This is a genomic window from Alteromonas sp. 4NH20-0056 (assembly GCF_057539655.1).
This window is the reverse complement of record NZ_BAAJLS010000003.1, coordinates 239,673-252,591: the sequence shown is the minus strand read 5'-3', so window position 1 is coordinate 252,591 and position 12,919 is coordinate 239,673. Positions and strand designations below refer to the sequence as shown.

The window sequence follows — 12,919 nt, the reverse complement described above, 5'->3', positions numbered from 1 at the left end:
TAAACCTGATTAACTCCCTGCAATTTTCATTTGGTTTATCAGTACAGAGCCAGTTTGCACACTGCCTCTTGCGTCTTTTTGCGCACCGATCGCCACAATACCGTTAAACATATCTCGTAAGTTACCAGCAATGGTTACTTCATGAACAGGGTATTGAATAACGCCATTCTCTACCCAAAAACCCGCTGCACCACGAGAGTAATCGCCGGTGACAATATTAACGCCTTGCCCCATAAGCTCGGTCACTAGCAACCCTGTGCCCATTTCTTTAAGGAGGTCAGCGTCGCTATGACCTGTGTCACCGATAATCCAGTTGTGGATACCACCTGCATGACCATTGGTTTTAGTGTTTAGCTTTCTCGCAGAATAGCTTGTATATAAATAGGTCGATAACCTTCCCGCGTCGACAATCGTCATGTCTTGCGTCGCAACACCTTCGTTATCAAAACTTGAACTCGCCAACCCTGATTGAATCAGCGGGCGCTCTTCAATATTTAGCCATTCAGGAAAGACTTGCTTATCTAAGCTATCTAATAAAAACGATGAACGTCTATAAAGGCTTCCACCGCTTATAGCGCCAACATAATGTCCGAACAAGCTTGAGGCAATATCTTTGTGCAAGATAACAGGAACATTAGCCGTATTAATTTTACGCGCGCCTAAACGCTCTACCGTTGCTTTAGCGGCCTCTTCACCTACTCGTTGAGGGGAATCAAGGAGTGAGGCGCGACGATTGACGGTATAAGCATAATCACGCTGCATATCATCACCATGCGAGCCAATTACCATGCAACTTAGGCTATAACGGCTGCTAGGGTAACCCGCATTAATGCCGTGCGTATTTCCATAAACACGCATGCCTAAGTTTGCGTTATACGATGCACCGTCAGAATTTGTGATTCTTTTATCGTATGACATCGCGGCAGCTTCTGTCGCAATCGTAGTCTGAATGGCTTTTTCAGTATCGAGTACTTCAGGGTGAAAAAGCGCTAAATCAGGAAATTCAGTCGCAATAAGCTCAGCATCTGCCAAACCTGTACAAGGATCTTCACTCGTGTAACGTGCAATATCAACGGCTTTTTCTACCGCTAACGTAAGCGCTTTTTGACTTAAATCAGCAGTAGAAGCACTGCCTTTACGTTTGCCAACGTACACACTAATACCTAAGCCACCATCATTGGTAAACTCAACATTTTCAACCTCTTGCATGCGAGAAGATACGGCAATACCTTCCACTTTTGACATGCTTGCTTCGGCTTGTGTTGCACCTTTTGTAAGGGCTAATTTCAGCACATCATCAACGACATTCTGAATTTCTGCTAACTGTTGCTCAATTTGCATAAAAAGTTTCGCTGTCTTAATCCGACTGTGGTAGTTACAATTTAGCTAGAGTGTAACACTTATGAGATAGAAATGAGCGATAGTAAGCCTAATTCACCACAACATCATCATGGTAAGGGTGCCGAACCTATTGATGAGGACCTTATCAGCAAAAGCGAATTGAAACGCCAATCTAAGGCACTGCAAAAACTAGGCGAGACACTGGTTGGTTTAACACCGGCACACTTCGCCACGATGCCGCTGGACGAAGAGCTACAAGAGGCGCTTGAGATTGGGCGTAGCGTTAACAAGAAAAAAGAAGGATACCGGAGACAAATCCAGTTTATCGGTAAACTGCTACGTCAACGCGATAACGCCGCCATTGAAGAAGCCTTAGCGAAAATAACTCACCAACATCAGGCTAGCAATGCTGCGTTTCATGCGTTGGAAAAAGCCAGAGAGGCGGTTATTGAGGAAGGCGATGATGCTATTCAACGATTAATTGAAGCGCATCCCGATTTAGATCGTCAAAAGCTGCGACAGTTTAACCGTCAAATAAAGAAAGAACGCGAAAAAAATGCGCCGCCAAAAGCGTTTAGAGAGTTGTTTCAGTATTTAAAAGATACTATTCACGAAGAATAAAAAAAGGTTGGCAATGCGCCAACCTTTTTCTTTTGTATCGGTAGGTTATGCCGTACCACCCACGGTGAGCTCATCAATTTTAAGCGTGGGCTGCCCCACACCAACTGGTACGCTTTGCCCGTCTTTACCACACACGCCTACGCCTTTATCTAACGCTACATCATTACCAATCATCGATATTTTCTGCATCACTTCAGGCCCATTCCCAATTAGGGTGGCGCCTTTTACGGGTGCGGTTATTTTTCCATTCTCAATTAAATACGCCTCTGCGCTAGAGAATACAAACTTTCCAGACGTTATATCAACTTGCCCACCTGCAAAATTAGGCGCATAAATGCCTTTATCGATAGAGGCAATAATCTCGCTTGGATCGTGTTCGCCAGCTAGCATGTAAGTATTAGTCATACGTGGCATAGGAAGGTGTGCGTAAGATTCTCGTCTACCATTTCCTGTGGGCGCCACACCCATCAGCTTAGCGTTGTGCTTATCTTGCATGTATCCTCGTAACACACCATCTTCAATAAGTACGTTGCGCTGCGTTGGCGTACCTTCATCGTCAACCGACAATGAACCACGGCGATCATTTAACGTACCGTCATCTACCACTGTCACCCCTTTTGCGGCGACCTGCTGACCCATACGGCCGCTAAAGGTTGATGCTCCCTTACGGTTGAAGTCGCCTTCTAACCCGTGACCTACCGCCTCATGCAGCAGAACACCAGGCCAACCGTTCCCCAAAACTACTGGCATCGCGCCTGCGGGTGATGCTATCGCTTGCATATTTACTCTTGCCATATGCAATGCATCATCGGCTAATTGCTCATAATAAGGCTTGCCGTTGTCGTCTTTGGTGAAAAAAGAATAGGCATAACGTCCACCTGCACCGGCACTACCACGCTCTCTTCGCTCGCCATCTTCTAACAGTACAGAGCAATTTAAACGTACTAACGGGCGAATGTCCGTTGCCATCGTGCCATCGGTTGCTGCTACCAGTATTTCTTCGTAAACACCGCTAATACTTACCACTACTTGATTCGCGTCAGGCTCTTGTTGACGAATATAAGTGTCGACTTCTTTTAACAACGAAATTTTTTCAGCGTCTTGCATTGCAAGAATTGGGTTTTGCTCACTGTAACGCGACTCGTAGTTGCCATGTCCAAGCGTTGATACGTGCTGCGTACCACCTGACGGTGCAATTCCACGCGCCGCTTTACATGCTTTAGTCAGCGCTTCTTCGCTTATCTCATCAGAATAAGCAAAACCGGTTTTTTCACCGCTAATCGCTCTAACACCAACACCACGTTCAATGTTATAGCTACCTTCTTTGATAATACCGTCTTCTAACACCCACGTTTCGTGCTGACTAGATTGGAAATAAAGGTCAGCGTAGTCTGTATCATGGCGATGTATGACGCCAAGCGCCTTTTCAAGCGATGATGTGGACAATCCTGAGTCGGATAACAAATTGCGTTCTACAGAATTAGACAAGGTGACTCCTGAATCGATTATGTTCGGCTACCGGCATATTGGCTTTCAATTTCTGCCGTTGAGCAATATCTATGCTCGCAGCAAGTGCGCCGGCTTTATTAGGCTTCTCTGCAAGTATATTCCCCCACGGCGCAACGATAATGCTGTGCCCGTAGGTTTCTCTTCCATTTTTATGGCAACCCGTTTGATTGGCCGCTACGACAAAGCACTGCTTTTCAATGGCTCTTGCCGTTACTAACGTGTGCCAGTGAGCCTCGCCCGTTTTTTGGGTAAACGCTGCCGGTAACACTAAAATATCTATATCGCCCATGGCGGTAAATAAGCCAGGGAAGCGAACATCATAACATACCGCTAAGCCAATGGTCCCAATTGGTGTCTCTACGGTAACTACCGCGTTTCCAGGCTGTGTACATGCTGACTCTTTATAACTGCCAGTAGCATCTTCAACAGACACATCAAAAAGGTGGATTTTACGGTAATCCGCCAATACGTCACCGTTAGGCCCATACAGAAAACATGCCGCTGAAAACTTGTTAGGGTTGTTCGTCGCCAGTGGAAATGTTCCCGACACTAGGTAGCATTGATATTGCTTAGCTAGCGCCGACAGCGCTCGCTGAATTTTTCCATCACTCTTGGGTTCTGCAATGCTAAGCAAAGTCCCTTCTTTTGTACCAAAGCAGGCAAAACACTCTGGCAGTACAACAAGGCTATGCTTCGCTATATTCCCGGCTTCCATTGCCGCTTCTACCCATGCAATGTTTTCATCGACATCTGGCGTCGATGTCATTTGCAACGCCACTACGTTAACCATCTACCACCTCCATGTTGAAGCGCTTAACATCATGTTCTGTGAGAGGAGTTTCCTCATTGCCGTCAGGTTCAGGGGAATGACTGGCCGGTAAACTAATGTCTTTACTATCACGTTTCACCTCGGTAAATGAAGGTTCGGATATTGTGCCCGACACATGATAATTGACGTTTGAAATCACCTTAGCTGACGTAAGCACTTGGTCGATAGCCAATGCCGCAAGCGCCGTGGGTGGCGTTGCCAAGAAATAGACAAGGAATGGTAAATTCCCTGTGACGTTTGGCGCAAAAGACACATTATAGTTCAACCCGCCACTGTTAAGGTCGGTATAGCCGTTGATTTCTATTTCCCCAGCGCCGCCATCTATTTCTGTGTCGTCTGTGAACGCTCTACCATCGGTAATTTGAAGCGTACCGCTCATATCATCATAAAAAAAGCCTTTTGCGAATACGTCTCTAAAATCTAAACTTAATTTTCGCACTAAGGAATTTAAGCTAAACAGGGTAAAAATGCGCGAGCCTTTGTCGCTAAGCTCAGTAAGATATCCGTCTGACAACGACCATTCAACATCACCGTTTAACGCGCCCAATTTAAAATCCATCGGCGACGACGCCCAATTAACGTTAAATGCCACATCAGCACTCGAATCTTTAATACCTGATGATATACCATATTGCTTAAGCATCAGACCAACATCGGGCGAGTCTAGTGTTCCCGCAAGCGAGGTCTGAACGTTGCCATTAACACTCTTCCAGTCGCCAGTTGCGTTGATGTTCGCCTCGTTTGAGCGTACCTGCAGTTGACGAATTTGCATCCCATTTTTCGCTTTAGCGGCATCCAGCGTCACTTCCCCCAAATCGATACCGTGTACACTGCACGACCGGCAATAGAAGTAGATAGGCGGCAATGTTTCAGGGTCTAATTCATAGGGCATGTCGTCACTTGTACGTAACATACTAACCGCAGCATCTAACGCTGTTTCATCAGGTTTTTCTAGCGACAAATAGTCTGCGTTGATATCAATCCCTTGCGCCATCAAATCACTGTTTATGCGCACCACGCCGCGCGCTTGTGGCGCATCAATATCCAGTAGCCAATCGTTATCAGTCTGCTTTGCTGTCAACACAACGTTGTCTAACGAATGTGTTGCTAGCGTTAATGTATCTGCTGTCACAAAAATACGTGATGGAACATCAAATATTGCGCTGTTAGTCGCATTTTTACTGTCAGATTTAAGCGCCGGCTGCTTTTCATTCTTGGTAAGCAACATATCAATCGTTTTAAACCATTGAGTGACATCTGCTTGTTCAAGGTGCGCAGCAATACTAAACCCTGTACCTCTGTTCGTCAGTTCTGCATCTCCTAATGATAGATGCGCGCGCGAAAACTGCATTTCTTTGTGTGGAAGCACGCCTTCGAACTGAATGTCTTCACCTAGCGTTGCAAATACAGTGGAGGCTTGAAGATTGCCTTCGCTATTTATTTTAAGGGGTAGGGTCGTACCCAATGCAGTGTCAAAAGGAGCAGGTAACACACTCTGTGTCGCTTCTAAGTCTGCGGTGAGTAACGCGGTATACGAGAACGCTTCTTGTCCAAACACTAAGTCGACGTGGGTAGACCACGCTGTTTCGCCATCAATGTACTCGCTAAACGTATTATTAATATAATCTGCTAACGGATGAACATGCCATCGCCCTTTGATATCAACAGACAACGCGTAGTTCTCTTGCTGTGTACCCTCAAACGATAATGTCACAGGCTGTGCGAGCAGCTGCGCTGACAATTCCTTGCTGGTAATATTGCCATTATCAAATGCAATGTTACCGCTCGCGTTATCAAACAGCATCTTTGTGCTAGTTATATAAACAGGGTTTTTATCGAGAGTCGCCGTTCCTGTAGCGCGCACAGGCTTTCCATCAAACGGTATTGATAACATCAAGTCGGCACTAATTGCGCCTTTTACCTGCACTTCTTTGTCTAATACTTTCCCAAGCGACGCCTCAAGGGATGAGCCTAGCATCAACTTAGTTAACGTATCACCATCAGTATTGCCATGCGCATTTATGGTCAGTACCGAAGACTTACTCAACTGTGGAATATCGGCAGACAAACGACTTACTTCAACACCCCCAAGCAGTGCCCCAGGGCTTTTCATAAACAACCCGTCATTAATAAATTGAAGTGAGAGATCTAACTTGTTCAGTGCTGGCCATTGCCCAGAAAACAGGAAGTCGCTGTCTTTGATATCGACAAACGCTTGAAACACGCCCGAGTTGTCTGCAAATGGAAAGTCTTTTCCCTTGCCATGCCACAGTATTCTGGCATTCGTAATATCGCCTTTCCCGGTAAATGCACGGGTAAGATACGCATCGGTATTCTTCCCCATGCCCTTAGAAGGAAAAAGCTGGCTAACGTTTGCCAAACCCAGTGGAGCAATATCGCTGTATATCGACAGGTCACCGCTTCGTGTATTTAATCTAAATTCGGGGGTGATAGTCACGAGGCTAGTATCGAGCAGCATGTTAGTCCCTGCAATCACCCAATCACCTTCATTGCTGTCAGGTCTGCTATGGATATTCGACTCGCGGTAAACATAGAAATCGGCTTTGAACGCATTAACATCTACGTTTTGTTTAATTAATCGGTCTGCTGCCAGTGTGCTGTTAACACTTTCAAGAAAAACAGCACCACCGTTTTTGTACCAGTATAGTTCGGCATCGAGAGACGATAAGCCCGGAATGATGTCACTTTGCGCCCAAGAAAAGTCCAATACTTTTGCTGCAAATTGCGCAGAGCCATTTTGTAGCTGTAATTGAACCGTTGCCAGCACTCCGTCGGGGTTTAAGCCCCTAATTTCGTCTTCACTCGTATCATCGAGGAAAAGCGGCAGTAGCATGAGGAATGGATTGATCTGTACCGGCTTCACCGTATTGATAAGCATGTCGCCATCACTAGAAATACGACCGACTAAGTCGGTAACGAGCGTTTCACTATTAGAGTCGATAATTAATTCATCAACGCGAACATTCCATGCGTTGTTGTGAGGTAACAGCTGGATACGCCCGCCTCGTACACCGGTGACAGTTGTCGACGCTTCGCTGCCCCATTGCAATAAACTTTCTTCGACCTGCGCAGATATACCAGTAATAGCTCTTTCGTTAATGGTGGCCCATATCTCGAAGTTTGCGCGGCTTTGAGAAAGTGGCTGCTTTGTAGCAATTAAATCACTCACCCAAGGAGAAATATCTAGGTCATCTGCTTTTGCATACACAACCCCGTCAAATTCATCCTTTGTACCTGTTATGTCGATAACAAACGAGGCAGAATTTGCAGACAATCCCGTGACTTTTGCAAAACCGGCGCCTTGGTGGCGAAGCCCGCGGTTGTTCCACGTCAATCGTTCGATATCAAAAGACTGTTCACCGTCAGCACGCTTTACCGTCAATTCGCCTTCTTCCAGAGAAAAGCTTTGTAATTGTTCTAAAAAGAGGCGCTCTAATGCATCGACAACGGGGAAGTCGCTGTCGCTGGCATTCTCAAGTCTTGTTGCATCGATATGTAAGGCTGGCCCACGCAGTTCAAAGCGATTCGATGAAATCATACGCTGTCCAATAGACTGCCAGAAATCAATTTCTACATAGATTTGTCGAATATCGAGGGCTACAGGAGACGCTTCGTTCTGTGCGAGAGAAACGTTATTTAAGACAATGCTTGGACCGCTGCGCTGCCATACCGCATGCACACTGTCTATTTCTAAACTTACGCCATAGCGTTCGTTAATGTAATTTTCTAGCAAATGCTCGTTATGCTCAATATGCGGCAAAGCATAGCGGGCAGCACTAAGTAATAGCGCGAATAACACAAGCAGGATTGCAAGTAACAGCCACACCTTCTTTACCAGAAAGGCTGTTACAGACGTAAATTTTGTCACACTTCGCCTTATTTCTTAAATTGCGTTACATCATGACGACGTCGTACTTATCCTGGTTGTACAATGTTTCGGTTTGCACCTTTATCTGTTTTGATACAAACACTTCCAATTCAGCGAGCATATGAGACTCTTCACCCATGAGCGCATCGGCTACTTTAGGTGATGCGTACACCACAAACTTATCTGCTTCATATGCGCGATTCACTCTTACAATTTCACGCATTATTTCAAAACAGATCGTTTCTATTGTCTTTACCGTGCCTCGACCTTTACACACGGGGCACTCACCACAAAGTATGTGTTCTATACTTTCACGGGTGCGCTTGCGCGTCATTTCAATGAGGCCTAGCGCGGTAAAACCGTGAATGTTTATCTTTGCTCTGTCCTTGCTTGTCGCCACCTCTAGACTATGTAAGACACGTCGTTTGTGATCAGGTTCAATCATATCGATGAAGTCGATAAGGATCATACCGCCTAGGTTGCGCAAACGAAGCTGCCTAGCAATGGCTAACGTAGCTTCGGTATTAGTATTAAATATAGTTTCTTCTAGATTTCTGTGACCAACAAATGCCCCGGTGTTAATGTCGATTGTCGTCATCGCTTCTGTTTGGTCAATAATTAAATAACCACCCGACTTTAAATCGACCCGACGCTCTAGCGCTCTTTGCGCCTCATTTTCTACATCGTACAAATCGAATATAGGGCGGTCGCCGGTGTAATATTCAAGTTTCCCATTCATTTCAGGAACATATTCTTTCGTGAACTGGAACAACTCTTGGAACGACAATTTTGAGTCAATACGAATACGATCTAATTCCGTCCCAACGAAATCGCGCAATACACGGCGGGCTAACGGTAAGTCTTCATAAAGTACATTAGACTTGCGATTTTTCATTCGAGATTGAATTTTATCCCACAGTCTTCGTAAAAACGCGGCATCAGATTGCAATTCGGCTTTACCCACGCCTTCTGCCGCCGTACGCAATATAAAACCGCCGTTATCATCGCAGAACTCTTGGACAAGCGATTTTAGACGTTCGCGCTCTACTTCTTCTTCAATACGCTGGGATACCCCAACGTGCGTTACACTTGGCATAAACACCAGATAGCGGCTGGGAATAGTAATGTCGGTGGTTAATCGAGCACCTTTCGTACCGATAGGGTCTTTAACCACTTGAACGACGATATCCTGACCATCGCGCACTAATTCACGAATGTCCTGTTTTTGGATGTGACTTGCCGATACTTCTTCGGCTATTTCGTTGTGAATAACAATGTCAGAAGCGTGCAAAAAAGCGGCTTTTTCAAGGCCTATATCAACAAACGCTGCTTGCATCCCTGGCAATACTCGACTGACTTTCCCCCGATAAATGTTGCCTACCAAGCCACGCTTTGTATGACGTTCTACGTGAATTTCTTGTAAAATTCCATTTTCAATAAGCACCACACGAGACTCTGAAGGGGTCACATTTATCAGTAATTCAGCACTCATCGTACAACTCCAAACTTGGTCAGTAATTGTCTTGTTTCATAAAGAGGCAAGCCGACTACTGCACTTGCGCTTCCATTTATCGCTTTAACAAATTCACCACCAATTCCTTGAATGGCGTAGCTGCCCGCTTTATCTGCTGGTTCACCCGTATCCCAGTATGCATCAATTTGTTGTTCTGTAATTATCGCAAAAGATACCTGTGTAGTGATAACTTCACTCACCTTTTGCTCGTTAGACAACACGCATATTGAAGTAAGTACCTCATGCTGATTACCTGACAGCATGCCGAGAATACGGTGCGCATCATTCTTATCTTTAGGTTTTCCAACACTCTTATCTTTGAACGATATCAGCGTGTCTGATGCCAAAATCACCGTATCCACCGAAAAGCGATTTTCACTTTCCAACCTTATCTTAGCGGCTTGTGCCTTTTCTCTGGCTAAGCGCTCTACTTGTGCGCGTGGCGTTTCGTTGCCCTTCACCGATTCGTCGATATCGACAGGCAATATGCTGTGCGTAATACCCATTTGCTTCAGGAGGGCAGTACGCCTTGGAGAGGCAGATGCAAGAACAACGGAAACTGTCATAACACTCGCTTTACAAAATAGTTAAGTAATGGAGAACTGACGACGGGTTCTGCGTAATAACCAAAAAACCCAAGGCCATAGCAACATCGACGTTAACACAGGCCACAAATAATCTAACTGAAAGTAGATATCGGTTAGCAAATGCTGAACCCAGAATGTCACCAAGTGATATAGCGACGATAGCAGACCAATAATAATAGCTTGCTGCCACACCGAGTAATTTCTTAAGCGTTGGTAATTCGCCACCAATACATACACGGAAATACTCAAGCTTAAACTATGAATACCCAGTGTCGTACCTACCAATATGTCGACGGCGATGCCGGTAAGGAATGCTACCCCTACGTTAACACGATGAGGCAGTGCCATGCTCCAATAAGCAAGTACGATGAGTACCCAATCAGGGCGGTACAGATCAATCTGAATAGGTAATGGCACAATTTGCAACACCAGTGCCGCAATAATGCTTCCAACAATTACCGAGTGGCGTTTACGAATCAAGAGAAGGCTCCTCGGTTTCAGGTTCGTTACTCGATGGAGTGGTTTCTGACGTATACCACAGAAGTAGCAAATAACGTAGACGGTCAAGCTGTGCTGACGGCGTAGCAATAACCCTTGCAAAAGGGCGGCTTTCGTCACGAATAACACGACTTACGACCGCAACAGGATATCCCTCGGGAAACACGTTTCCTAAACCTGATGAAATAAGTACATCGCCTTCTTCAATATCAACACTATGGGGCACATGCTCTAGATACAGCTCGCCTAACGCACCACTACCTGTCGCAATAAATCGAATATTGTTGCGTAATGAACGTACCGGTACTGCGTGGGTTACATCCGCGATGAGTAGTACACGGCTATTTGTCGTGCCCACTTCCATAATTTGACCAACAATACCTTGCTCGTCCAATACGGGCTGAGACAAGTACACCCCGTCTATCGCGCCTTTATTAATCACGATTTGCTGGCTATATGGGTTCTTATCCACCGCCATCAATTCTGTCACCATCTTTTGATAGTCAGGGCGAACAGGCGCTTCTAACAAGTTTCTTAGTGCTTTATTGTCATTATTCAACACTTCAAAGCGCTGTAACTGCTCGCTCATCAATAACATTTGGTTGGTGAGTCGGGCATTTTCTTCAAGCAAGTCTTCTTGTGAAGTAAGTCGTTGTGCACTTTCACTTAAAAACAAACCAGGCAAATTAGCAATATACTGTATTGGGCTCATGAGGGAGTTGAGGTAAACGCGGGTAGATTTGAAGCCATCTAGTTTGTGGTCAACAAAAAGCAATACAAGCGAAAGCACAAGCGCTAAGGTCAAGCGATTGTTGAGAGAGGGACCGCGGGTAAAAATAGTATCCATGATAAAAAGAAGGCAACCGTAAGGTTGCCTTGCCTGCTCTATTCGTAGCTAAACAGGTCGCCACCGTGAAGGTCAATCATGTCGAAAGCCTTACCACCGCCGCGGGCTACACAAGTAAGAGGATCATCGGCAATCACAACAGGGATGCCGGTCTCTTCCATTAATAACCTGTCTAAATCTTTAAGCAGTGCGCCACCACCCGTTAGCACCATACCGCGCTCTGAAATATCAGATGCAAGTTCTGGCGGTGATTGTTCAAGCGCAACCATTACGGCTGAAACAATACCCGTTAACGGCTCTTGAAGCGCTTCTAGAATTTCATTTGAATTTAGCGTGAAACCACGAGGTACACCTTCAGCTAGGTTGCGACCGCGCACTTCAATTTCGCGAACTTCTTCACCGGGGTAAGCGGCACCAATTTCGTGTTTGATACGCTCAGCGGTTGCTTCACCAATGAGTGAACCGAAGTTACGGCGAATGTAGTTAATGATTGCTTCGTCGAACTTGTCACCACCAATACGCACTGATGATGAGTACACTACACCATTCAATGAAATAATGGCGACTTCGGTTGTACCACCACCGATATCAACAACCATTGACCCTGTAGCCTCAGAAACAGGCAAGCCGGCACCAATAGCGGCGGCCATAGGTTCATCAATTAAGTAAACTTCACGGGCACCAGCGCCTAATGCAGACTCTTTGATAGCACGGCGCTCTACTTGCGTAGAACCACACGGTACACAAACCAGTACACGCGGACTTGGACGCAGGAAATTATTATCATGAACTTGCTTTATGAAGTGCTGTAACATTTTTTCAGTTACATAGAAATCGGCAATAACACCATCTTTCATAGGGCGAATAGCACGAATATTGCCTGGTGTTCTTCCTAGCATTCGTTTTGCTTCAGCACCTACTGCTGCGACACTTTTAGGCCCAGCCGCTCGCTCTTGGCGAATGGCAACTACAGATGGCTCATTAAGCACAATACCTTGGTCTTTTACGTAAATCAGCGTATTGGCTGTTCCGAGGTCGATGGACAGATCATTAGAGAACATGCCTCGAAGCTTTTTAAACATGAAGAGTGTATTCCTGTTACTGAGTTAACGCGTGCTTTTAAAAGGTGAGATAACGACGCGCAACCATGAAGTCGAAGATTATCCGTACACTTTAACAATGGGGGCATATTTGAGCAAGCAATGCCGCCAGATCCTACGCATTAATATTAAAATAATTTTCATCAATAAAAAATAAACCGCTTTACAGCGTCTTATTTCGACAC

At 45.5% G+C, this 12,919-nt stretch carries 10 protein-coding genes; 1 reads left to right on the top strand and 9 read right to left on the bottom strand.

Annotated features, from left to right (window positions below):
• Positions 1-9: 9 nt before the first annotated feature.
• Positions 10-1,341 (bottom strand): metalloprotease PmbA, encoded by a 1,332-nt coding sequence (pmbA, locus tag AC27EZ_RS07255; RefSeq protein ID WP_487134697.1) that lies wholly within the window; start codon positions 1,339-1,341, stop codon positions 10-12.
• A gap of 72 nt (positions 1,342-1,413) precedes the next feature.
• On the opposite strand from pmbA, the gene yjgA reads away from it, so the two are divergent.
• The gene (yjgA, locus tag AC27EZ_RS07250) at positions 1,414-1,962 is read left to right on the top strand and encodes a ribosome biogenesis factor YjgA (RefSeq protein ID WP_487134696.1); all 549 of its coding nucleotides are present in this window, start codon (positions 1,414-1,416) and stop codon (positions 1,960-1,962) included.
• Between the two features lie 45 nt (positions 1,963-2,007).
• On the opposite strand, the gene tldD is transcribed toward yjgA, so the two are convergent.
• Genes tldD through AC27EZ_RS07210 form a run of 8 tightly spaced genes read right to left on the bottom strand, consistent with a single transcriptional unit; the run spans position 2,008 to position 12,716 of the window.
• Complete coding sequence (gene tldD, locus AC27EZ_RS07245) at positions 2,008-3,450, bottom strand: metalloprotease TldD (protein ID WP_487134695.1); 1,443 nt, start codon at positions 3,448-3,450, stop codon at positions 2,008-2,010.
• Entirely contained in the window at positions 3,443-4,261 is an 819-nt protein-coding gene (locus tag AC27EZ_RS07240; RefSeq protein ID WP_487134694.1) for a carbon-nitrogen hydrolase family protein, read from the bottom strand. Before AC27EZ_RS07240 ends, tldD begins: the two co-directional genes overlap by 8 nt.
• Positions 4,254-8,189 carry a YhdP family protein gene (locus AC27EZ_RS07235; RefSeq protein ID WP_487134693.1) on the bottom strand — a complete coding sequence of 1,312 codons (3,936 nt, stop codon included), beginning with the start codon at positions 8,187-8,189 and terminating at the stop codon, positions 4,254-4,256. Before AC27EZ_RS07235 ends, AC27EZ_RS07240 begins: the two co-directional genes overlap by 8 nt.
• 25 nt (positions 8,190-8,214) lie before the next feature.
• Complete coding sequence (gene rng, locus AC27EZ_RS07230) at positions 8,215-9,681, bottom strand: ribonuclease G (RefSeq protein ID WP_421133262.1); 1,467 nt, start codon at positions 9,679-9,681, stop codon at positions 8,215-8,217.
• Complete coding sequence (locus AC27EZ_RS07225; protein WP_487134692.1) at positions 9,678-10,268, bottom strand: Maf family protein; 591 nt, start codon at positions 10,266-10,268, stop codon at positions 9,678-9,680. Before AC27EZ_RS07225 ends, rng begins: the two co-directional genes overlap by 4 nt.
• Positions 10,269-10,289: 21 nt before the next feature.
• The gene (gene mreD / locus AC27EZ_RS07220) at positions 10,290-10,766 is read right to left on the bottom strand and encodes a rod shape-determining protein MreD (RefSeq protein WP_421134688.1); all 477 of its coding nucleotides are present in this window, start codon (positions 10,764-10,766) and stop codon (positions 10,290-10,292) included.
• A complete protein-coding gene (gene mreC, locus AC27EZ_RS07215) occupies positions 10,759-11,634 on the bottom strand; it encodes a rod shape-determining protein MreC (RefSeq protein WP_421133260.1) in 876 nt (291 codons plus the stop codon). The genes mreD and mreC overlap by 8 nt, the downstream gene beginning before the upstream one ends.
• A gap of 38 nt (positions 11,635-11,672) precedes the next feature.
• Complete coding sequence (locus AC27EZ_RS07210) at positions 11,673-12,716, bottom strand: rod shape-determining protein (RefSeq protein ID WP_014947909.1); 1,044 nt, start codon at positions 12,714-12,716, stop codon at positions 11,673-11,675.
• Positions 12,717-12,919 lie beyond the last annotated feature (203 nt).

Excerpts from the sequence above, each read along its gene's own strand:
- pmbA (WP_487134697.1), bottom strand. The coding sequence starts at position 1,341 with ATGCAAATTGAGCAACAGTTAGCAGAAATTCAGAATGTCGTTGATGAT.
- yjgA (WP_487134696.1), top strand. The coding sequence starts at position 1,414 with ATGAGCGATAGTAAGCCTAATTCACCACAACATCATCATGGTAAGGGT.
- AC27EZ_RS07240 (WP_487134694.1), bottom strand. The coding sequence starts at position 4,261 with ATGGTTAACGTAGTGGCGTTGCAAATGACATCGACGCCAGATGTCGAT.
- rng (WP_421133262.1), bottom strand. The coding sequence starts at position 9,681 with ATGAGTGCTGAATTACTGATAAATGTGACCCCTTCAGAGTCTCGTGTG.
- AC27EZ_RS07225 (WP_487134692.1), bottom strand. The coding sequence starts at position 10,268 with ATGACAGTTTCCGTTGTTCTTGCATCTGCCTCTCCAAGGCGTACTGCC.
- mreC (WP_421133260.1), bottom strand. The coding sequence starts at position 11,634 with ATGGATACTATTTTTACCCGCGGTCCCTCTCTCAACAATCGCTTGACC.
- AC27EZ_RS07210 (WP_014947909.1), bottom strand. The coding sequence starts at position 12,716 with ATGTTTAAAAAGCTTCGAGGCATGTTCTCTAATGATCTGTCCATCGAC.